The sequence below is a fragment of the Orientia tsutsugamushi genome (assembly GCF_900327275.1).
In the GTDB taxonomy this organism is placed as follows: Bacteria; Pseudomonadota; Alphaproteobacteria; order Rickettsiales; family Rickettsiaceae; genus Orientia; species Orientia tsutsugamushi.
Genome location: NZ_LS398548.1, coordinates 2,102,567 through 2,126,477, shown reverse-complemented (window position 1 = coordinate 2,126,477; position 23,911 = coordinate 2,102,567). Strand labels below are relative to the sequence as shown.

The window sequence follows — 23,911 nt, the reverse complement described above, 5'->3', positions numbered from 1 at the left end:
TCTTTTTTCTATGCTCAATCCTCATTGTAAATGACTATAATTCTATTTTAATCCCAATCTTTCAATCCAGCAAAAATAATAATTTTATAAAAACTTACATCTTTTTTATAAAATTATTATTTCTTTTCTTGATTTTTAACACGGTATCTATAGAGCTAGATCCACAGTTAAGGTATGCATTATCTTCTATTCCAAACTCATCAATAAATACTATCTTGTCTTTTGGTATTGTCTTAATTATTTCTATGAACTCATTCCTTAACATGGTGTTTTTTGAATGATAAAAACTTTTTTTATAGCTATAGCAAAGTTTTTTTAATTACCATTAGTATGTCCTACTTGAAATCTTTTGAGGCCATAAACTTGCTAATTTTTTGCTGGTTTTATCTGTATTATTTTGAAGTAATTTTTTAAAAGCCATTAGGTCAGTTACTCTATGAATATATCCTTTTTGATATTCTGATTTTGCTTTTATATTCCATTGTTTCTCTTATTAGTTTCCTGCTTATTTTATTTAAATTTTTCTTTATAACTCAACATTAGACATCTTTCGAAACTGGTTAACGTAGTTCAAAATTATAAATGCCAGAGATCAAATTAAAACTAAGACCTAATCTTTTATGTCTATTTTGATATTTATTAGCAATAATTTTGAACTACTTTAACCAGTTTCGAAAGATGTCTATTCTCTCTTTCTATATCTTTTATTCTATATCTTTCATACTCTTCCTTATCATAATCCTACTTAAATACTACTTACAGAAATCATTATATATTCTACAGAAGTTGATTGACTGACAATTTAATATTTATTATACTGCCAAAATTATTATGCTTGTGCCAGCAATATTATATGTGGTGAAATACTTTAATTCCTTCTTAACAAGAATTGCTATAAATATTCAGTATGTATAATAGTGCATTAGCTTCAGAATAAAATAGTATAACTAATCTATTAATACTTAAGTGTACTGCATATTGTTGTTAAAGTTTATAAAATATTGTTAGTTAATTAAGTTTTATAGGACATAATATGCAGAATGATATAATGAAATATAATTTAACAATAGTCACTGTATTAATATTTATTACACAGTTAGCAGTTGATATTTATATACCTGGATTACCTAGAATAGCAAACGCATTTAACGTTTCAGAACATAAAGTAATGTGGACTGTAAGCTTAAATTTAATAGGATTATCACTATCAGGATTAGTATATGGCCCATTATCTGATGCAATAGGTCGTAAGAAAGCTTTATTACTAGGAACAACTATTTTTTGTTTTTCTAGTTTCTTTTGCATATACTCTAGGTCTATTGAATTGGTTGCATTTTGGATACTTTTACAAGGCATTGGAGCAGGAGCAGCTATACCAGTAAGTTTTGCATCCATAAGCGACATATACAAAGGCAATGAACAAGCAAAAATAATGTCACGTCTACACATGATAATGGCCTTTTCGCCGGTACTTGGCCCAGTAATTGGCAATAGAATATCTTCATATGATGATAGGTGGTATTTGCCAATAGCAGTTGTTCCTATGGTTGCTTTTCCGGCTTTATTGTTATTAATAACTATATTTAAAGAAACTTTAACTGTAATAACTAAAAAATTTGATTTTAATAATCTTAAAGTTGGCTTTAAGAATGCGCTTGTTAACAAAAATTTTGTATGCTATTTGCTCATTCAATCTTTAACATTTTTGTGGCTATGGGCAGATTCGGTAATTTTACCTTTTATTTTTAAAGACATGAATATTCCAAGTAGATATTATGAGTATTATATTATAGCATGTATTGGGACTTTTATGATAGCTTCTATAATTAATCAAAAGTTAGTGATATTGCATGGAGCAGAAAAAATGTTATTTTATGGAGTTATATTTGTATTATTTGGTGGCATAGTATCAACCTTTAGCTTTACATACTTTGCTGCAAAGTTGTATATAGTTTTATTACTCAAACTAATAGCATCGTTTGGAATTGGATTTATTTTAGGTAATGCAGCAGCACTATCTGTAGCAACAATTACCAATTACGGAGCTGCAGTGGCACTACTAAGTTCAGCAGAAATGCTTTTTGGTTCATTAGGAGTAGAAATGGCAGGCTATTTTTATCATGGAACAATATTACCAGTTCTATTATTCATAATAGCAACTTCATTAACTTCTTTATTGATTCTTAAATGTTATAGCATAATACGCAAAAGTAGTAGTTACACATTATTGTAAAATGTAAAAGACAACATTTAAAAAAGTACTTAAATATCACAGTTCAATATAAGAAAGTTAACATAGATAATACAAATAAAAATCTTTTAATATAGATAATGACTTAATTGAAATATTATTGACACATTACACACATTACTGTTATTGTCATAATTCTGATAGACTCATATTACACTTCCTTTATTTATTTTTGAGATCTTTATAACAGTCAAATAGTACAATAAAAGAACTATCAAAATCATATTGATTTTTAAATTTTAGTATAGTTATTGTTACATTAGTTTGTAAAATATGTTCATAAAATGAGTATTTTTTGCTTTTTTTTAAAAAAAAACATAATATTTGCATAGATACTATAGTTCTGCAAAAATTAAAATAAGGAGAACAAATTTGGATAATAAAAATTTATTTAATCATCACTCTTCAGACGATAAAATAATAAATACTGCTCAGCAGCATAACCAGCATGATAATCTATATCAAGAATCAGCACCAAATAATCATTCTGCTAATCTGCAAGATGTACAGCAAGGAGTTCACAGTTTTGTTAATGAGCATTTTCAAAAAACTGACATAAATAGATTGCGTGAACAGCATATTACTGATCTTTTGCTACTAGATAAGTTGGTTGATCGTTTATTCTCTCAATTAGATGCAAATTCTAATAACCAAGCTTTTAGTTCTATAATTACAATGAGTCGTCAAAGAGCTGATGCAGAGCAAGGTATTATGCATTTTAGATATAATACTCCTCAACCTGTATTAGGATCATCTAATACATCTAAAGTAATCTTAAGAGATTGCAGATTGCAAGGTATTTCAGAAGCAGGAATACCAGTAGATAAAAAACCAGGAGCAATTCCAGAACATTGGTTAGCTGTAATGGCAAATCAAGCTAGAGCTTGCTTTGAATTTACTGACATGTACATAGATTCGAATTTAGCACCTCATGCTAAGGAGAAGATAGTTAAGTTGCTAAAGGAGTCTAAAAATCAAATAATGCAGCAAAACATTACTGAAAAGAAGCTAGAAAGTATATCTCGTCAGTTTAATGAGCAATCACTTAAAATTTTAACAAAATATAATAATAGCGCTGTTGCTGTATCCAAAAAGAATATTGCCTTAATTAGGGATTATTGTAATTTTAAGGACGAGCATGAACATGTTATAACTGTTGGCAGTAAAGTTCATACTAGCAATAGCCCTGATAAGCAGCACCCAGTTACTGCTTCAATGATCGTTGCTCCATTATCTAAAGATATTCTTCAAGAGTGTTCCAAAATAGGTGAACTTAATAAGCTAAAATCTAAACACCATAAAAATATTTCAGATATTTATAAACCAATTTTAACTCAGAAACTGAAACAAACTCCGCTGTGGTTTCAAGGTTTATCCACATTAGAGCAAGACCTAATTACAAAACACTTCGATAAAATTACTGATAATAAGCATATTCTTCCTACATCACTTCGTAATTTGCCAGGACTAAGAAATGCTTATGTTGAAGTTAGAGGAATAAGTGAAAATGGCAAGTTAGAAAATAGTCATTTAGAATGTCGTTCAGGTACACTAGCTCAATTTTTATACTCAGATAAAAATGAAGCTGAGCGCATAACTAATTCTAATTTTAAAAGAGCAGTTGAACTATCTGGTGACAAAAATCTAAATATTGAATGCCTAAATACAGAATTTAATCCCAAACAAGGTATATTCCATAATATTATGGCCGCTGTAATGGGCGAAGAAAGAAAAATCTGCAATCTATTGCGTAAAGGTATTAAATCAGTAGAAGTTAATAAGCTTGGAAAAAGCAAAGCAACGCTCAACATTACAGCTACCAACGGAGCCGCAAGATATCACAAAAATGAAGCATTGGATACAATAGCTGATAGATCAAGATCTAATGCAGCTAAAAATCAAATATCATGGCTTATGTGTAAAAGCGGTAAAGATCGTACCGGCATGGTAGCTACAAACAATTTCCTTCAACAGCTATGCAGTTCTACAAATCAAGATAGTTCTAAAATCGCTAATTCAGTAATGATGTCTAATCATTCAGAATTTCTAGCTGGACATCATGGTAGTAGCAGAGGAGCTGCTGGATTGAAGGCTGGCGGAGTGTTTACAGGGTTAAAAGATCACATTCTGTCACCATATAAAAGTCGTATGACTCCTTCTGCTATAGCCGATACAAACTATATTGCATTTAATTCACCTGGGCATAAAATTGTAAATAAGATAGATAATATCAAAAATACTGTACTAAATTCTATTAAAAAAGCAATATCTAAATTTAGTACTACTAAGTATAAAAGTGAACATCTCAATAATAATCGTGAAAATTCACAAGCTTCAGCACAGCAAATAAACTATAAGAATAATCTTAATCTCTATCAAGATATAAAGCTTGGCAATGCAGTAATATCTAATATACAAAACGGCAATATTAAAATACATCAGACAAAAGATCAACAGATTAATTTAAGTGCTATACCAACTTCACATAAGAAGAATAATAAGTCTAGGCTTATATAAAAATTAATGTTTGCCTGAGTTAGTATTAAGTAATACATTGAAATATATTCTTATAAATATATACAAACTATAAAAATTAATAAATGCTAGTTTTTAACTAGCATTTAATGCCATGCTTTTATATACAACAGCTCTAACATAGCAATAAAGTTAAAGAGTAACAAAAACTATAAAATTTAATATTTACTTTTATGTGAGTCTATAATACTGTACTATTAGTAGCCAAATAATTAGTACTATTTCCATGATAGCTAAACTTAAAGGTATACTTGATTCAATAACTGATAGCTATTTAATAATTGATATTAATGGAGTAGGATATCAAGTGTATTCTTCAGGCAAAACTTTAATGAAGTTGATAAAAGAAGAAGGTAGCATTGTAAGTCTATTTATTGAAACTCATGTTCGAGAAGATAGAATTCACCTTTTTGGCTTTTTAGACAATACTGAAAAAGTAGCTTTTAATATGCTACAAAGCGTAAGTGGTATAGGAACAAAAATGGCATTACACATTCTATCCAATTTAACTCCACATCAGCTTCAAATAGCAATTAGTTCACAAAATAGGCATCAATTAAAAGCAATTTCAGGAGTTGGGCCTAAGTTGATTGATAGATTGATGATAGAATTAAGAGATAAGGTTTCTAATATTAATACCATAGCTAATAATACTAGTTTAGCTATTTTATCAACTGATAGTAATACACACGATAATATTTTATCAGATGCTATTACTGCTTTAATAGCTTTAGGTATCAGTAGAGCTGAAGCAACTCAAATACTGTCTGATATTTATGCATTATCTCCTAGTATATCAGTTAATGAATTAGTTAGAACCGCATTGCAGCGAAGAGCTAAGTAATGAAAAATCAATTATTAGATGCTAAAGTAGCATCAGAAGAACAGGAGACAGTTTTACGACCTAGTTTGCTAAATGATTTTATTGGCCAAAATCAAATGAAGAGTAATTTGACAATCTTTATTACGTCTTCAATTGAAAGAGATGAATCATTGGATCATACACTATTACATGGTCCACCTGGATTAGGTAAAACTAGCATTGCTCAAATTATCGCAAAAGAAAAAAATGTTAATTTAAAATCTACAGCTGGACCAATATTATCCAAAGCTGCTGATCTTGCTGCTATTTTAACTAATTTACAAAAAAATGATGTTTTATTCATTGATGAAATTCATCGTCTAAACATTCATGTTGAAGAAATATTATATTCCGCTATGGAAGATTTTTCGCTTGATATTATGATTGGCGAAGGTCCATCTGCTAGGTCTGTAAAAATTTATTTACCAAAATTTACGTTAATAGGTGCTACAACTAGATTAGGACTTATCAGCAAACCATTATGTGACAGGTTTGGTATTCACCTAAAGCTTAATTTTTATAGTTGTGAAGAACTAACTCAAATTGTTGAACGCGGAGCAAAAGTGTTAAATGTGGCTCTTGATACTAATGCTGCAATAGAGATAGCCAATCGTTCTCGTGGCACTCCAAGAATAGCATTACGATTGTTAAAAAGAGTACGAGATTTCGGAATTTATCAAAATATTAATCCATTAAATCAACAAATAACTGATTATGCACTTAATCAGTTAGGAATTGATAAATTAGGATTAGATAGCAGCGATCATAAATATTTAAGATTTATTGCTGAAAATTATGATGGTGGACCAGTAGGTATTGATACTATTGCTGCTGCTTTATCAGAACAACGAGATACTATAGAAGAAATGATAGAACCTTACTTAATCCAAATTGGATTCGTACAACGAACTCAGCGCGGCAGAGTTATTACTGCTAATGCTCTTAAACATTTACATTAAATCACATTTAAATCTTGACTATAACACATGCTATGCAGTATAAAATAATAATAGCAAAATCTCTTAACATAGTCTAGAACTGCGTTATTTTATAATGTTAAGACTTTTCTTATATTTAAATCTATTTTTATACACTAATTTGGTTTTACAACTACATTAAGTTAAAAATTCAAACTAAAATATGCAGTATATAAAAAAAAATCATCCATACCATATTGTAGATCTAAGCATATGGCCGTTGGCAGTATCATTTTCCTTATTATTGTCAACTCTTGCGGCTGCAATGTTAATACATAACTACTATTATACTATTAGTAAAGTTGCTCTTGCAGTTGGAGTTGTATGCTTATTGTATTCATTGTTTGGTTGGTGGTATGATGTTATTAAGGAAGCAATGCTTGAGAAGCAGCATACCAAAGAGGTTCAGCATTCTTTACGAATAGGTATGATCTTATTTATTTTATCAGAAATAGTGTTTTTTGCTTGTTTGTTCTGTTCACTCTTTTATAACAAGTTTTTTCCTGCTGGTATTTTAGAAGAAGTTTGGGTAGTACATAAAGGAGTATGGCCACCAAATGGAATTATAACTCCTAATCCTTGGACTATACCTCTGTTGAATACCATGATCTTATTATTATCAAGTACTACTGTTAGTTGTGCACACTATGCTATCATTGAAAACAATCAGGAAATTACTGTTAAAACTCTAGGTTATACAGTATTATTAGGTATATTTTTTATACTGATGCAAATTTTTGAATATATACATTTACCATTTAAGTTCACTGATGGAATATTTGCTTCAAACTTCTATATAATTACTGGAGCTCACGGTTTGCATGTAATTTTAGGAGTTCTATTCTTAGCAGTATGTTATTTTAGAGCTAAAAAAGGACATTTTATAAAACCTAATAATCATTTAAATTTTGAATTTGCTGTATGGTACTGGCACTTTGTTGATGTTGTATGGTTATTTCTTTTTATATTTGTTTATGTCTTGAGTTAGGTATATTAACAATTATTTCAGCTAAAAAATATATACCTTTAAATAACCTAAGTTTGATATAATGAGCATTCTAAAATGCAAAAAGAGTAAGTATTACAACTGTAGTTTAACACTAAAAACGCCAGATTAGGATAAGGGAAAATATGAAAAGTAGTAAATAAAAGGTATATGAAAAAAAGTCATACAAAGAGAGAATGTTGAGTTATAAAAAAAATTTTAAATAAAAAAGGAATAACACAACATGAAAAAGTATATTATAAAGTGTACTATTTATAATATATAATTTCTACAAGATTATATCAAAAGTTGAAAAAGAAAAAGATTAGTACCAAAGAAAATTAAACTTAAAGACGCTTGAGCAATATGATGTGAAACTATCTAGCTTTGTGTTGCTACCATGCATTTTCAATAATTAATGGCCATCGCATTGGTCTTACTATCGCTAAATCAAATCTAACATCAAAATTACTATATTGCCTATTATAATAAAGGTACAGCTCAGCTGATTTCCTAATTCTAGTAATTTGCTGATGATTACATATAGTATTATCAAAATTTGATCTACGAGCTTTAACTTCAATAAAAACAATAACTTGACCTTTAGTGCATATAATATCGATTTCACCAGCACTATTACGCATTCTATGAGCTATGAAAGAGTATAATCTAACACTGTATCTAGCAATTATTAACCATTCAGCTAATATTCCTAAATTGTAACTACTTATCATCAATACTCTTAGCTTTTTAAATCATGAGGTCTTGTATATAAGAAAGCACACTGCTAAGTGCAAATTTTAATGCTTATTGCTGAAATTTTGTTGATTATCATACTCCTTGATCCAGTGATATGTAAAATACATTATCAACAAAAAAATTGTTGAAGTAGTCATAATATAAAAAGCTGGTGCAATATGCCCAAGTGTTGGACCATAATTATGTTTTATTGTTCCGGCTAACCAAGTTGTAATTGTTGGAGCAGTACCACCAAATATAGCATTACCTAAGTTAAAACTAAAAGCTATACCAGTAAATCGTTGTTCAGGAGTAAATAATGAAATTATAAATATATAAGATACCCCTGATACTCCTCCTGCAAGGATACCAAGGCCAGTCAATCCTAAAAGTTGATGCCACATAATATCTGATGACATAAGAAAAAAAACTGCAACTGCTGCAATTACTGTAGCAGCAACTGAGCATATCATTACTTTAGTTCGACCATAAAAATCAGAAATAGCACCAGATATTGGCATACAAATCATTAAAACACAAGAAGTATAAAACAAATAATATAAAGCACTGCTGTTATTAAAATGTAATATAGTTTTATAGAAAACATTAACACTCTTAACAAGATATACAATACTACTTGTTACTCCACCAACACAGAAAGTTATCAACATTTTATGTTTAGCAGTTTTAATAACATTAATTAGTGGATATTTTAATATATTCCTCTTTTTGACTAATTCTAAAAACACTGGAGTTTCAGCAACTTTCACCCGTATATAGAGTCCTATTAACCCCAAAATACCACCTAGTAAAAATGCTATTCTCCAAGCATCCGCAATATCAGAATAATAATTTTCAACTATTATTCCTACCAGAGCAGCTAGTAGCATCCCTGCAGTATTGGACCCATGTACCAACCCTGTAACTAATCCTGGTTTTAAATTATGTTGGTGTTCTAGAACAAAAATAGCTGTTCCTGCTCCCTCACCGCTTAAGCATAGCCCTTGCATTAACCGCAATAATGCTAGTGTAAGTGGTGCTAGATAGCCAATTTGGCTAAAAGTTGGAATTAATCCTATTATAAAAGTAGGAATTGTCATGCCTAACATTGATATAACTAAAGATGTTTTTCTACCATACTTATCACCAATATAACCAAAAAATATTCCTCCTATAGGCCTAGCAAGAAAGCCTACAGCAAATAGCGATAAGGCTGAGATTACTTGCACAAATTCAGAACTTTTTGGAAAAAAGGCTTGCCCCAATTGTAATACAAAAATTGTATATAGCGTATAGTCAAAATACTCTAATATATTTCCAAATATTGCTGCAAGAAAGACAAACCTATACTTATTTTTATACATAAAACTTTAACCAAATTGTTAAACTATTATTTGTTGATCTACAATGATTATGATAGAAAGTAATCGTCAATATTTCTGTAAAATAAATAATGCATTGATATTTAGAAGACAAAACTTTGCCCTAATTGAGTAAATTATAATAAAGTAAAATTATGGTAACCTTTCATTTATTCCTAAGAAGAATATACCAGCATTTTGGCAGAATATGTCAGATTGTCAAGTATTAACACACCAACTTCTTATTTTGTATATACTACATAAGATGTCATGTTAACAGCTAACAACTTGGTTATTAAGAAATAGCAAGCATAGGTAAAATTGTTGTGAAATGGCTTCGAGTCTGAAATTGTAAATCATTGATAGATCGTTTTGAGGACAGGCCTTTATTTTTATTAGTAGCATCCTTCCATTTTTCTAATATCAGTGCTGCAAACTCAGAATGAATTATCGATACATCTGCTTTACACTTATAGCCTATGCCATCAACTTGTATTGAATACTCTTTACCATACAACTTATTATAATAGTCCACTACCTCATTAACTTGTCTTTGTGTAGCAATAGTTTGCCGTAAAATAAACGGATTATTACTCTGAAACAAGATAATAAATTCTTTTTTATTTACATAGTCATTTGTATTAATAACCTTCTCAAGAAATTTTACTGTTGCATCACGTACAGTACTTTCTGTCGTAGGTCTATATGAATCTACACCAACTGTCTCATCAATTATAGTAATAACTTTAGAACTAAAAATAGTATCTGTTAAATCACGCACCATTAAAGCCTCATTCAGTCTTATACCACCACTTTCTATATAATTCGGATATAGCCTATTTGGAAAACACCCAGCAGGACATTCACTTAAATTAGTATATTGAATAAAAGGAGATGATGAATTTAACTTTATGTGATATTTTTTAGCTAACCCAAGAATATATTCTTTGCCTTCATCAACACGTTTTATGTCTGAATTATCTATGTTTAACAGATCCAAATTTAAGTTTGTTTGATAAGCATGTATTAGCTTTTCCGAAACTGTAGGTACAACACCATCAATATTAGCCCACAATTCGCGATCTCCTGTTAATACTGCTACATTACTATTGATTTTAATATTATACTTTGATATTGCATAGTAGTAGTCTATGATACGTGTTATCATATTGAAGCGAGATGCACCAGCAATCCAAGCTACATCATAATTTTTATATTTTGGAATCTCGCGATCTATGAGTTGTAAAATTTCGGCTTCTTTCAAATACTCATCTTTATACTTTGTCATCCAATTCTGCACAACTACTTCATCACGTTCTTGACCAAATTTCCTATTAAAAGCATATTGGGCTAAATAAAGAATTAAGTCCATAATATCTTGTACATCTAACTCTGTGCCTTCTCCAAAATTTTTACGTAATATTTTAGCGTCAAACTTACTAGGATCATCTTGATTAGCTCCAGACGCTTTTACAACAGAATATATCTGCTTAAAAGTTGCCACAGGATCTTTGACTTTCAAAGCATTAATAGCTTGCCACAATTGTTCTGAATGAAAATAACCAGCTATTTGTAGTACATTCAACAGAGCTTCTTGATGTTCTGTTGCACTTACTGTTAAATTTAACGTTTTGTAACCATTAAACCCTAGCCTACTTGCTGCTAATTCAAAATTAGATAATACCATAGACTTTTCTCCGCATCCATCAGCAGCAAAATTAACAGTTATTAAAGCTACTAATACTATAATAACAATAGTTATTTTCTTTTTCATAAAAATTAAATATTAAGCAATAGCCTTTCTGGTGATTCTATATAGCTTTTTACTTTAGTTAAAAATGTCACTGCTTCCTTACCATCAATAATTCTGTGATCATATGATAATACTATATACATCATTGGCCTAATTTGTATAGTGCCATTAATTACTACAGGCCTGTCCTGTATTTTATGCATTCCCATTATTGCAGATTGAGGCGGATTAATAATTGGAGTTGACAGCAATGAGCCAAACACTCCTCCATTAGTAATAGAGAAAGTTCCACCACTAAGTTCATTAATCGATAAATTTCCTTCTCTAGCTTTTTTACCTAACTGAGAAATTTCCATTTCTATCTCAGCAAACGAAAGATGTTCAGCATTTCTTATTATTGGCACAACTAATCCAGAACTAGTACTTACTGCTACTCCTATATCGCAGTAATTATGATATAGTATGTCATTACCATCAACTTGAGCATTAATTATTGGAAGCTCTTGTAAAGCTGTAATTGCTGCTTTAACAAAAAATGACATAAAACCAAGTTTAATTTCATGCTTTTTTTCAAATTCTTCTTTATATTTTTTCCTTAATTCTGATACATTAAACATATCAACTTCATTAAAGGTAGATAGAATGGCAGCATTGTTTTGAGAATCTTTTAAGCGTTGAGCAATAGTACGTCTCAATCTAGTCATTTTTACTCGTTCTATTGTTCTACTAGCTTTTACAGCAGTTAACACTGATGCTGTTTGCGTTGATGTATCACGTATTAATGTTGGTATCTGTAATTGCTGAGTTTGTATATCATTTGTTGATGTTATATTGTTATTATTTAAGTTTGAATCTATAACATTAATAATATCACCTTTTGTAATTCTATTATTTTTTCCACTACCACTAATATTCTCAGGATTGATTTTATGCTCTGCTACCATTTTAGCAACCGCAGGAGACAATTTATTAGAAGAAATAATATTTTCGCAACTTGATAGAGTTATATCAGTATCACTACTTTTACTGCTATAAATTTCTTTCTGTGAAACATCTGATCTAATAATGCAAATTACTTCTCCAACTTCAACATTATCTCCTTCGTTTTTTAGAATTTTAGTTATTTTCCCAGGTACATTAGCGTTAATATCTATTCCTACTTTGTCACTTTCCACCTCTACTATTTTCTCATCTAGTGCGACTATATCACCTTCTTTTTTATGCCATTTAGATATTGTTCCTGTTGACACTGACTCTCCAAGTGATGGTAATACTATATTTGTGTCCTGATTTGTTTCTTTCATTATGTTCTTTCTCCTATATCTATACTAAAAGCACACCGTATTAATTCTTGCTGCTGCTTATTATGAAGATTATTATATCCTACTGCAGGAGCTGAAGCACTATCTCGGCCAATATACTTTAATTTAATATGTTTTTTAGCTTTATCAATAACATCTTCTAAATAAGGCTTAATAAACGTCCAAGCTCCCATATTTTGCGGTTCTTCTTGACACCATATAATTTCGTCACATACTGAATATTTTGCCAAAATTGTAGATAATGACTGAGTTGGAAAAGGAAAATATTGTTCTATTCTAATAATTGCGACATTTGTAATTTTATTTTTATTTCTAAACTCATAAAGATCATAAAACAATTTACCACTACAGATAATTACTTTCTTGATTTTTCCTTGAATAGATGGATCAATCTCATCAATTATTGTCTGAAAATAGCTTTGAGGTCCTAAGTCAGTTAGACTTGATAACACCAACTTATGTCTTAATAATGATTTTGGTGACATAACTATTAAAGGTTTAAAAATTTTACCAATAATTTGCCTGCGCAATAAATGAAAAAATGATGCCGGAGTAGTTGGATATACTACTTGAATATTATTATTAACTGCTAGCTGTAAATATCTTTCAATTCTAGCTGAACTATGCTCTGGCCCCTGCCCTTCATATCCATGAGGCAATAACAAAACTATATTACTCTTCATTTGCCATTTTGTTTCAGCCGAGCTAATAAATTGGTCAAAGATTATTTGAGCTCCATTTGCAAAATCACCAAATTGCGCTTCCCATATCACTAACTGCATAGAATTAACTAGCGAGTAACCATACTCAAACCCAAGTACTGCATATTCAGATAATGGACTATTAGCTACTTGAAAATATGCTTGATCTGAAGATAAATGATTAAGAGGAATATAATTACTCTGATTCAATTGACTATATAATACTGCATGTCTATGAGAAAAAGTTCCACGTATTGCATCCTGTCCAGTTAATCTTATTGGAATTTTTTCAGTCAATAAGCTAGCAAAAGCTAATTGCTCAGCTGTTGCCCAATCAATTTGTTCATTAGTAGCTACCTTATTTAAACGGTCACTCAGTAATTTTTTTAATCGTGAATGAACAGCAAATTCAGGTGGAATAATACATAATTTGTGATTAAGTGCTAATAAAATCTCTTTTTTTACTCCAGTTAGTATTTTTCCATATTCTTCTGAATTAATCTCAGTTGTCTGGTATGTATTGTTATTATCATTTAACGGTAGAGTTGGTTGATAAGTTTTTGCTAGCTCAAACTGCTCATTCAAGAAATTTTTAAATTGATTTTTCATATCTTGATAATCAGATTCAAGTATGAATTTCTGATTAACCAGGTTTTGAGCATAGAGTTCTGTAACACTTACTTTATTTTTAATAACATTATACATTGAAGCTTGAGTAAACATTGGCTCATCGCCTTCATTATGCCCATATTTACGATAACAAATTATATCTATAACAACATCTTTAGCAAATTTTTGCCTATATGCCATAGCAATTGCTGTTACTTTCAGGACTGACTCTGGATCATCTCCGTTAACATGGAAAATAGGCGCTTTAATAGTTTTAGCTACTTCAGTGGTATATTGCCCTGGATAAATTTCATCAGTGTTAGCAGTAAACCCTATCTGATTATTAATGATATAGTGCAGTATACCTCCAGCAGTATAAGGTTTAAGTGCTGATAATAGCAAGCTTTCTGCTACAACTCCCTGCCCGCTAAAAGCAGCATCACCATGAATCAGAATTCCCATAACTTGCTTACGATTAATATCATTCAAATCGTCTTGCTTTGCCCTAACTTTACCTGCAACTACTGAATTTACTGCTTCAAGATGAGAAGGATTAGGAGTTAATGATATTTTAATATTATTATTTTTACCAGTATATACGCCAAAATACCCCATATGGTATTTAACATCACCTGAAATATTTTTATCATTTATATGAACTTCATTCATAAATTCTGATATTATAGCATAATGCGGTTTCTTAGCTACCTCAGCTAAGGTAACTAACCTTCCCCTATGAGCCATACCAATTACTACTTCTTTTATACAATAATCAATAGCTTGTTCAATAGCTGCAATAACTGCAGCTATTGATGCTTCAGCTCCTTGAATAGAAAAACGTTTTGCACCTACAAATTTTGTGTGCAAAAATTCTTCAAATCCTGTAATTGATATTAAGTTTTTTAATAATAACTTTCTGTCGATATTATCATTTAAATTTAAAGATGCTTGCTCCAATTGATCATACAACCAATCAATTTCATCACGATCTGTTAAATGATTAAACTCAACAGCAATATTACCGCAATAAATTTGTTCTAATTGACTAATTAATGTTCTTAAATTTGATACTTGAGCAAAATTGTTATATAGTGTAAAATGAAAGTTTTTATCAAGATCAAACTCTGATAACCCAAAATAGTTTAAACTAAGATGAGCTTGTTCTTTAGTTTTTTGCTCACGCAAATTCAAAGGATCAAGTTTAGCGCATAAATGCCCATTAGCTCGATAAACTGCAATTAATTGCTGAATTTGCAGCTGCTTCAACTTAAGCAGATCCTTATCACTATCAAAATCATCTAATTTGTTTGTGGTTGAAGATATAGCACTTCCTACACCATTATTAGATGCTAACTTGTAACTAAAATTGTTGTAATTAAGTTCAGATTTATCAGTAACAACAATATGATGTTCATACTCATTACGATAATATTCTTGAAAAAAAGTAATCCAACTGCTATCTATAGAAGCTGGATTTTTAAGATATTTTTGATATAAATTCTCAATATACTCAGCATTTTGTCTAAATAAAAAACTTTGATTTACAGAATTACAGCTGCTCACATAGCCCTCTTTTAATCTACTTAATTTATTTTTACTTTATTCACTTAATAGAATTCAAAAAATTTTGTTCAGCAAATCGCCAATTTGCTAAATGCTCTATAAACTGTTGTAAATATTTTGCCCTATTATTACGATAATCAATATAATAAGAATGTTCCCATACATCACAAGTTAATAACGGTATTTGATTATAAATTATTGGCAATTCAGCATTAGATGTTGTTATAATTTTTAGCTTGCCATTTTCAGATATCAACCAGACCCAACCACTACCAAATTGTGCAAGTGCTAGCTCTTGAAATTGATTAGTAAAATTTTCATAGCTACCAAAATCTTGATTGATTTTTTGTAAAAAATTTCCTTCAGGTTTAGTTGCATTATTATTGCATATCGAATGCCAAAAAAAATTATGATTCCAAATTTGTGCTGCGTTATTAAATATAGCTTTGCTTCCTTCGCAATTAAAGGAAGTTAAGATAATATCTTCTAACGATTTTTGCTGTAGTTCAGTTTTATGTTCAAGCAATCTATTTAAGTTATTAACATAAGCAGCATGGTGCTTACCATGATGGTAATCAAATGCTTCACTAGATATATATTGCTCCATTGAATTTTTAGAATATGGCAACTCCATTAATTTAAACGGATAACCTATTTGATTAGCAGTTTTAGAAAAAGTCATATTACACAATACTCCATATATTATTTATGTGATATAATTAATATTATTATATCATCTTATTGCTATCAATATATCAATAAATTGTTATAAATTAAGTATCTATTTGATTGCTGATATTGTAACTGTTTCTATAGCCTCAGCTGCAGTTCGTTTAGAGCAATATCTATATGATTCAGGTTGAAAATTAGCTTTAAATATTGGTTCTAAAATAAGCTTTAGTGCTCCTTCTACCACTCTATCTTTGGTAGTTGGTATAGATAGATTTCTCATTTTATTTCCAGTATCTTTAGGGATTATCTTAACTCTTTCCCTTTGTAGATAATAGCTTTTGGCTTGCAATGCTGTTTATATATTTTCTAGAAATTGTTTCAACCACAGCTAACTCTATCATTTCAAAGATAACGCAATCTATTCTTAGCACTCCCTTATTATTCTTAGCAATCTTGTAGGCTTATCTAAGTGTTTCTATCTTATATACATGTACATATAATCCACAAAATTGCAATTACTTTTCAGCTTTAGCTTTGATGTATATTTTCTTTTTCAGATCTTGTAATTCTATAGATGTTTTTATCATTCGTCATTATCTCCCTTGTTGTTAGAATAATGTTATCAGTATTGCGCCTTTGCTCTACAGGCATTACTATGCTTCATTTCTAATACACGCTACTCCGTCATCCTCTCATTTTCAATTTATTTCATAGTTTACTAGTATAGAATCTACATTGCTCTAGAATCTTTCTTTCTGGAATGAGTAAAACTTCTCCAGTTACTTAATATATTCTTATTATCATGCTACCACTGCCACTCAGCTACAGTGTTCAACTGTATCAGTTAGTTTTCAGTTAAGCATTCTGCTTTCGCTATACGGTCACTAGCTCAGCCTTTGGGACTTATCACTTTCAGAGCCACATATGTGTTCGCTTTCGTTGTAGCTTGACAATTCGCTCTTATCCTTTCTATAAGTTTGTCGATAGGTTCCAACATCTCAATTTCTCTCTATGCTGCTATCCTAACTATAGATTTCTAATTATGAAATAAAAAATAAATGTTAAATTAGAGTAAAAGTAGTAATTCAAGATTGTTTATGAGATAAATTAACTTCTATAACATTAAAAAATATAAGTAGCAATTTTTGCTAAAGTGTTTATGTAATATTTTTTAATATAAAATATACCAAACCATTAAGTATTGTGATAATTAATTAAAATTATGTATATATTAGAAACAATAATTGTAATCTTATTAGTTCTTTTTTCTTCAGTTTTATCAGCTATTGAAACAGCTGTGACTGCAACATCTATAGGTAAAGTACAGCAACTAAAATCTAAAGGTATTCTAAAAACAGATTTACTGCTAAAATTAATGAAAAATAAGGAGCAAGTTATCAGTACGTTGCTTACTGCTAATAGTATTGTAAATACAGTTGCAACTACTGTTGGTACTAGCATTGCAATAGCAATTTATAAAGAACTAGGAACTATTATTTCATCTATTGTAATGTCAGGCATAATAATAGTATTTGCTGAAGTGGTCCCAAAAGCAATTGCAGTTTCTAAAGCTGAAACAATAGCTTTATTGGCCGTTGATGTTATTCAAGTACTTTCAACAATTTTAGCTCCTGTAAGTTACTCTTTGTCTCGTATTATTAACTTTATTTGTTGGCTTTTTAATATTAACCTTGTTAGTAAGGTTTCTGGTACAGAGGAAATTAGAGGATTAATTGAGCACCAACATCAGGAAGGTAATGTGTTTGATAAAATGGATCGAGATATGCTTGGCGGAGTATTAGATATTAAGGATATGGAAGTATCACAAATTATGGTACATAGAAGTAAAATGTGTACTATTAATTTTGACTTACCAATAGAAGAATTTGTTGCTAAAGCAATTGCTCTACAGTACTCTAGAATACCTATATGGAAGGAAAGTAGCGAAAATATTGTAGGTATATTATATGTTCGTGATTTAATAAAGGAATTGCACGCTAATAATTTTGATGTTCGAAATATCAAATTAAATGAGCTGATAGCTGATCCATGGTTTATTCCGGAAAATGCTTTGGTAACTAATCAACTAGGTAAGTTTAAGCAGAAATATAGTAATATAGCATTAGTAATTGATGAATACGGAGTCTTACAGGGAATGATTACTAGACAAGATATTTTAGAAGAAATTGTTGGCCCAGTTTTTGATAATACGCCTAATAATATCATTAAAGTTAATAATACAACTTATATTATTGATGGTAGTAGTTCAATTAGAGATGTAAATAGGGAACTAAATTGGAATTTACCTGATGATGCAACTACTGTTGCTGGATTAATAATTTATCATATTCAAAAAATTCCACAGCAAGGAGAGGTATATTATTTATTCGGCCTTAAAATACTAATTGATAAGATGCATGCTCATTATATTCAATTGGTTAAAGTAGAAACAGTGAATATAGATAATAAGGAATTACTTAATGTTGGCTAGTATTGGCTCTTATTTATTAATAATCGCAATGGTGCTTTATTCAATAAATTTAGGATACTTTTTTTTATGCAACAATATTAACTTATTAAAGATTATTCATATTGTAGCTAGTATAAATGTAGTTTTAGCATTTTGTATGCTAGTTGTTAGCTTTGTTATTTCTGACTTTACTGTTCAAAATGTATTATTAAACTCTAGTGTAATTACACCATTAATTTATAAAATCTCTGGATCTTGGGCAAGCCATGAAGGATCAATGTTATTATGGTCTTCATTCATAAGTATAGTTAGCGTTTATTCATTAGTTACATATCATTTTCAATTTCAGTGTAAAAAATTAATTATCGCTTGCCAAAGCTTTATCATACTTGGATTTATTAGTTTAGTTTATTTTGCTTTTAATCCTTTTATAGGTAAATTACCTCGTCATGAGATTGGTTTAGGATTAAATCCTATATTACAAGATATAGGATTAGTAGTTCATCCGCCAGTTCTTTTTTTTGCTTATGCTTGTTATTTAATACCATTTGTTTATAACGCTATAGCTCTTTTATATAATAATCAAGCTTCAGTACTAATAGATAAGGCTGTTGTATTTTCTAAAATTGGATGGTTATCTTTAACTATCAGCATTGCTTTAGGAAGCTGGTGGGCCTATCGAGAACTTGGTTGGGGTGGATATTGGTTCTTCGATCCAGTAGAAAACATTTCTTTGATGCCGTGGTTATCAGCGACTATATATCATCACTCATCTTTATATACACGATCCAATAACACACTACTGCGATGTTCTATTTTATTCGCTATTATGACGTTTTTATTTTGCATATTAGGAACATTTTTAGTTAGGAGTGATATATTAACTTCTGTACATTCTTTTTCTTTGAGTGGTTTAAGAACATATTTTGTATTGATTTTTCTTGTCATTTTATCTCTTGCTAGTTTAGTGTTATATACTTTACGAATTAGTAAATTTTCTAGTGATGCAAAAGTTAATGCAAGAGAACTACTGATATTATTAGGTAATATTTTATGGTTATCAGCACTTATAGTAATTTTCATTGCTATTTTTTATCCAATATTTTATAAATTAATTTATGGTAGTAAAATATCAATTGGGTATAATTATTTTGTTAGTACTTTTATTCCAATTATACTACCAACAGCTTTATTAGCAGGTAGTATCTATAAGATAAAGCAAAAATCTAATTATTGTAGCGTTGTAATTACTCTCAGCATATCAGCAGTAATTATTTACTTTAGTTATAGAGATTTAAGTATTGGTAGTTTAGCAATAGTTTGTTCAGTATATCTTATTCAAGAGTCATTATATCACTTAATAAAGTCTTCTAATTTCTTTACAGTGAAAATTCCTTATAAAGTATTAGTTGTTACTATTAGCCATTTGGGATTCGGTATTCTTATGTTATCTATTAGCCTTAATGCTAAACTTCAGCATGATACTGATTTTATTGGTAAAATCGGTAGTACAATTCACAATAATGGGTTGCATATTACTCTAAGAAATACTAACTATGCTAAGGGGGCCAACTACTTTAGGCAAATAGCTGAATTTTGGATTGAAAATGATAAACAAGAAATATTTATACTTAAGCCTGAGAATAGATATTATTATGTTGAAGATATTATAGTACCTGAAAGTGATATATACAGTACTTTATTATATGATATATACGTAGTTCTAAGCAAAGTAGATGATGATGTAGTTTATGCTAAAATATATTATCGTCCGTTTATATCTATGTTATGTATAGGTGCCGCTTTAATATCAATTGGAATGCTACTATCTATTATAGTTAGTACCAAAAAAGATACTAGCTATAAAGATACTAACTATGCTTTTAATAAATAGAGTATAAGAATTTCACTATATTAACCAGAATTCGATATAATTAAGAAATCAGAGCTAATATAAAGAACTAGAAAAATAATTTAACTTGGAGAAAAAGAAACAGAAATTTTATTATGTTTAAAAACATAAGCAAGCAATGAGACAAGGCATTAATTTAAAAATTCATAAAGCATCTATAGCAAGTATGATCAGTGCGGAAAAGATATTTTAACTGACCATTAATAGTTTCTATAATGTGCCTTTTGTTAAGATGAATTACTTTTTCTTTCAATGTTGGATCTAATTTTTGTGATTAGCTCTAAACCTTGATTAGTAAGTGATACAGCATTTTTCTAATAACCCACAATCAACAAATAGCTATCTTTTAAGTTTTCGTACTAAATATTCTACTACTGTTCCATCATCAACGTTACAAGGAATAAGAGCAAAGCTCACAATTTCTCCATCATGAACTATAGTCATTTACAATGAAGTTTGCGTATAAAATATCATGTTGGTAAATCTTATGATGCTATTGTCGCTTTTTCTATGCTCAAACTTCATTGTAAATGACTATATATGCAGCTTACATTCAAAAACAATTCTGTAGATGTCTTGCTCATTCGCGCTATATTTTGAAATGTTTTGTACTTATATAGCAAAACTACTATTAAACAACTATAATAATAAGATGTAATGAAAAAGTAATTATAGTCATTTACAATGAGGTTTAAGCATAGAAAGAAGCAATAATAGATTCTAAAATTTAGCAAATTGAGTAATTTGATTTCTAATACACATCTTCATATTAGCCCAAAACTTTTCTCTTGGATTTAAATCTAGAGAATAAGGTAGCAGAAAAATAACTTTACAACTAACAGATTCTATTATATTAACTATTTTTCGCTTCTCTCTATGCTTATAGTCATTTACAATGAAGTTTGAGTATAGTATTCTGAAAAGAGAATGCCAAAATCATATGGCTAAGACTTTCGGGAGAAAGTAATAAAATGTGTTAAATTAAAATCTAACTCTAGCACAAACAGGAAAACATTTTGGAATTTCAATAAGAGTAGCGAGTTATTACATGAAAAAGTTCGGCTATAGTTACAAAAAAAAACGTTTACCTACATAGAAGCAAAACCAGAAATAAGAGAAAAATATCAACAAGTAATAAGTTCTATACCTAAGGAAAACTTGGTATAGTCATTTATAATGAAGTTTGAGCATAGAAAAAGCAACAATAGTTTACCAACATGATATTTTATACTCAAACTTCATTGTAAATGACTATATACACAGATGAAAGTGGCATTGAAATGTCTATATGCAAGGATAGAGTGTGGAGCAAAAAAGGAACTCATGTAAGCAGCAAAAAGAGCAGTAAATATTACGAGCGCACAAATATTATAGCTGGTTATGTTAATAATCAATCAATCGCACCTATGATATTTAATGGTGCATGTAATACAAGATTATTTGAAACTTGAGTGCAACAGGTATTAATTAATGAGTTAAAGCCTGCTCAGTTTGTAGTAATAGATAATGCTGCGTTTCATAAGTCTAAAAAACTAAAGAATTAATAGAATCTGTTGGTTGTAAAGTTATTTTTCTTCCACCTTATTCTCCAGATTTAAATCCGATAGAAAAGTTTTTGGCTAATATGAAGCGGTGGATTAGACATCAAATTACTCAATTTGCTAAATCTTATGATTCTATTATCTCTTTTTTCTATGCTCAAACTTCATTGTAAATAACTATAAACCTCATTGTATATGACTATAAATGCCTATACACTCAGTTATTAATTTCTATAGTCTTTCGACTAAGTGTCGTTTGCTTTTTAAACGCCAGATTAGGATAAGTGGAAATATGAAATGTAGAGAATAAAAGGTATACAAAGAGAGAATGTTGAGTTATACAAAAAATTTAAATAAACAAGGAATAACCCAACATGAAAAAATGTATTATAACAGCATACTATTTAATAGACAATTTTTACAAGATATATCAAGAGTGGGAGAGAAAGAGATTAATACCAAGTAGTAATCAAAGGAACAGAGATGGAAAGTTGTCCTTAGCTGAGTTATTAACAGTAGTGATATATTTTTATTTGTCTTCATGTAAGGATTATAAAAATTATTATCTATATTACTTGAGTCATAAGTATAAAAGATACTTTTGTTTACCAAGCTATAGTAGGATAATACAACTGTGGCCTAGAATATTGCTACATTAGCTGTATTAATGCATCATTTGAAAGAAGAATAAACTGGTATATATTACATCGATTCTACAAAGTTAGCAATTTGTCATAATAAACGTACCCCCAGCAATAGAGTTTTTAACAAAACTTCTAAAATTGGTAAAAGTAGTTATGGCTTGTTCTTAGGCTTTGAGCTTCATCTTATAATCAAAAAAGATAAGCAAGATTTAAAGGAATGATATTGACCAAATATTCAATGATATAACTAAAGAGAAGAAATCAAGATGTCATCTAATGCAATCACATGGATTGAAAGGCTTAGGTTGGAAAAGGTAGAGTAGAAGAGAATTATATGAGAAAATAGGATTATATAATAGACCTCTTTCGAAACTGGTTAAGGTAGTTCAAAATTATTGCTGATAAATATCGAAATAGACGTAAAAGATTCGGCCTTAGATTTAATTTGATCTCTGGCATTTATAATTTTGAACTACCTTACCCAGTTTCGAAAGAGGTCTAATGATTACCAAATTTGATATTATGGATCTTTGAAAACAATAACTTCTGATATGCTATAGGCAATGATATGAAATTATCATGAAAGCGTAATACAGTAAATCCGTACGCTAAGTTTGATATTGTATGTGATGGAAGCGTTGATAACTAAACTACCACACCTTCACTTGCACATACCTTAGGTAAAAGAAGGTAAGAAATCTTAAGCCTTTCAGCTTTATCACTATAACAGCCTTTATCTTGGGTATCTGCTTCTGCATTTAGGATATTTTCCATACGAAGATTCACTTTCGTATAACCAATTCCTATCCAGATCAGTACTTTAGTTAATCTTATCGCTCTTAGTACATTCCACTTGCTAATCTTGCACCTTAATAGCAGTAACTTAGGTCTAAATGCTACCTTGCTACATCTCTGTACTCTCTCTTTGAGCAACCTTATGTCTCACTTTCTCGTAGTCAAACAAATTATATACATAATCTTACATCGCTCACTAGCAGCTATTATGCTTTTCTCT

The 23,911-nt window shown here is 29.7% G+C and carries 17 protein-coding genes and 3 pseudogenes; 11 read left to right on the top strand and 9 right to left on the bottom strand.

Annotated elements, in window-relative coordinates; all coding sequences use genetic code 11:
* Positions 1 to 560: 560 nt before the first annotated feature.
* Positions 561 to 656, bottom strand: a pseudogene (locus tag DK405_RS11045) (IS5/IS1182 family transposase); the annotation flags it as partial.
* Positions 657 to 1,033: 377 nt separating this feature from the next.
* Here DK405_RS11045 and DK405_RS11040 point away from each other — a divergent pair.
* The 5 genes from DK405_RS11040 (at position 1,034) to DK405_RS11020 (ending at position 7,613) form a co-directional block, all read left to right on the top strand.
* A complete protein-coding gene (locus DK405_RS11040; protein WP_045912234.1) occupies positions 1,034 to 2,233 on the top strand; it encodes a multidrug effflux MFS transporter in 1,200 nt (399 codons plus the stop codon).
* Positions 2,234 to 2,623: 390 nt separating this feature from the next.
* Positions 2,624 to 4,768 (top strand): hypothetical protein, encoded by a 2,145-nt coding sequence (locus DK405_RS11035; protein WP_045912233.1) that lies wholly within the window; start codon positions 2,624 to 2,626, stop codon positions 4,766 to 4,768.
* A gap of 244 nt (positions 4,769 to 5,012) precedes the next feature.
* Complete coding sequence (gene ruvA, locus DK405_RS11030; RefSeq protein ID WP_045912232.1) at positions 5,013 to 5,630, top strand: Holliday junction branch migration protein RuvA; 618 nt, start codon at positions 5,013 to 5,015, stop codon at positions 5,628 to 5,630.
* Entirely contained in the window at positions 5,630 to 6,607 is a 978-nt protein-coding gene (gene ruvB / locus DK405_RS11025; protein WP_011944917.1) for a Holliday junction branch migration DNA helicase RuvB, read from the top strand. The genes ruvA and ruvB overlap by 1 nt, the downstream gene beginning before the upstream one ends.
* A gap of 181 nt (positions 6,608 to 6,788) precedes the next feature.
* Positions 6,789 to 7,613 (top strand): cytochrome c oxidase subunit 3, encoded by an 825-nt coding sequence (locus tag DK405_RS11020; RefSeq protein WP_045912231.1) that lies wholly within the window; start codon positions 6,789 to 6,791, stop codon positions 7,611 to 7,613.
* A gap of 392 nt (positions 7,614 to 8,005) precedes the next feature.
* Here the strand turns inward: DK405_RS11020 and DK405_RS11015 are convergent, their stop codons facing one another.
* From DK405_RS11015 to DK405_RS12915, 7 genes are all read right to left on the bottom strand, one after another.
* Positions 8,006 to 8,344, bottom strand: coding sequence for a YraN family protein (locus tag DK405_RS11015; protein ID WP_045912230.1), 339 nt, complete (start codon positions 8,342 to 8,344; stop codon positions 8,006 to 8,008).
* A gap of 66 nt (positions 8,345 to 8,410) precedes the next feature.
* The gene (locus DK405_RS11010; protein ID WP_045912229.1) at positions 8,411 to 9,712 is read right to left on the bottom strand and encodes an MFS transporter; all 1,302 of its coding nucleotides are present in this window, start codon (positions 9,710 to 9,712) and stop codon (positions 8,411 to 8,413) included.
* 292 nt (positions 9,713 to 10,004) lie between these two features.
* Positions 10,005 to 11,483 (bottom strand): hypothetical protein, encoded by a 1,479-nt coding sequence (locus tag DK405_RS11005; protein ID WP_045912228.1) that lies wholly within the window; start codon positions 11,481 to 11,483, stop codon positions 10,005 to 10,007.
* 5 nt (positions 11,484 to 11,488) lie between these two features.
* The gene (gene odhB / locus DK405_RS11000; protein ID WP_045912227.1) at positions 11,489 to 12,766 is read right to left on the bottom strand and encodes a 2-oxoglutarate dehydrogenase complex dihydrolipoyllysine-residue succinyltransferase; all 1,278 of its coding nucleotides are present in this window, start codon (positions 12,764 to 12,766) and stop codon (positions 11,489 to 11,491) included.
* Positions 12,766 to 15,657 (bottom strand): 2-oxoglutarate dehydrogenase E1 component, encoded by a 2,892-nt coding sequence (locus DK405_RS10995; protein ID WP_045912226.1) that lies wholly within the window; start codon positions 15,655 to 15,657, stop codon positions 12,766 to 12,768. The genes odhB and DK405_RS10995 overlap by 1 nt, the downstream gene beginning before the upstream one ends.
* Before the next feature lie 40 nt (positions 15,658 to 15,697).
* Positions 15,698 to 16,339, bottom strand: coding sequence for a superoxide dismutase (locus DK405_RS10990; protein ID WP_045912225.1), 642 nt, complete (start codon positions 16,337 to 16,339; stop codon positions 15,698 to 15,700).
* Positions 16,340 to 16,438: 99 nt separating this feature from the next.
* On the bottom strand, positions 16,439 to 16,609 hold the full coding sequence (locus tag DK405_RS12915; RefSeq protein WP_157866413.1) for a hypothetical protein: 171 nt from the start codon (positions 16,607 to 16,609) through the stop codon (positions 16,439 to 16,441).
* A gap of 942 nt (positions 16,610 to 17,551) precedes the next feature.
* On the opposite strand from DK405_RS12915, the gene DK405_RS10985 reads away from it, so the two are divergent.
* From DK405_RS10985 to DK405_RS10960, 6 genes and pseudogenes are all read left to right on the top strand, one after another.
* Positions 17,552 to 18,820, top strand: coding sequence for an HlyC/CorC family transporter (locus DK405_RS10985; protein ID WP_045912224.1), 1,269 nt, complete (start codon positions 17,552 to 17,554; stop codon positions 18,818 to 18,820).
* Positions 18,810 to 20,693 (top strand): heme lyase CcmF/NrfE family subunit, encoded by a 1,884-nt coding sequence (locus DK405_RS10980; protein ID WP_045912223.1) that lies wholly within the window; start codon positions 18,810 to 18,812, stop codon positions 20,691 to 20,693. Before DK405_RS10985 ends, DK405_RS10980 begins: the two co-directional genes overlap by 11 nt.
* A gap of 1,265 nt (positions 20,694 to 21,958) precedes the next feature.
* The gene (locus DK405_RS14685) at positions 21,959 to 22,162 is read left to right on the top strand and encodes a transposase (RefSeq protein ID WP_275248593.1); all 204 of its coding nucleotides are present in this window, start codon (positions 21,959 to 21,961) and stop codon (positions 22,160 to 22,162) included.
* Positions 22,163 to 22,254: 92 nt separating this feature from the next.
* Positions 22,255 to 22,425, top strand: coding sequence for a transposase (locus DK405_RS14680; RefSeq protein ID WP_081257837.1), 171 nt, complete (start codon positions 22,255 to 22,257; stop codon positions 22,423 to 22,425).
* Between the two features lie 201 nt (positions 22,426 to 22,626).
* Positions 22,627 to 23,087 (top strand): annotated as a pseudogene (locus tag DK405_RS10965) (transposase); the annotation flags it as partial.
* 194 nt (positions 23,088 to 23,281) lie between these two features.
* Positions 23,282 to 23,398: pseudogene (locus DK405_RS10960) on the top strand (IS5/IS1182 family transposase); the annotation flags it as partial.
* Positions 23,399 to 23,541: 143 nt separating this feature from the next.
* On the opposite strand, the gene DK405_RS15225 reads toward DK405_RS10960, so the two are convergent.
* Positions 23,542 to 23,670, bottom strand: a complete 129-nt coding sequence (locus DK405_RS15225) for a hypothetical protein (RefSeq protein WP_269459349.1) — start codon at positions 23,668 to 23,670, stop codon at positions 23,542 to 23,544.
* Between the last annotated feature and the right edge of the window lie 241 nt (positions 23,671 to 23,911).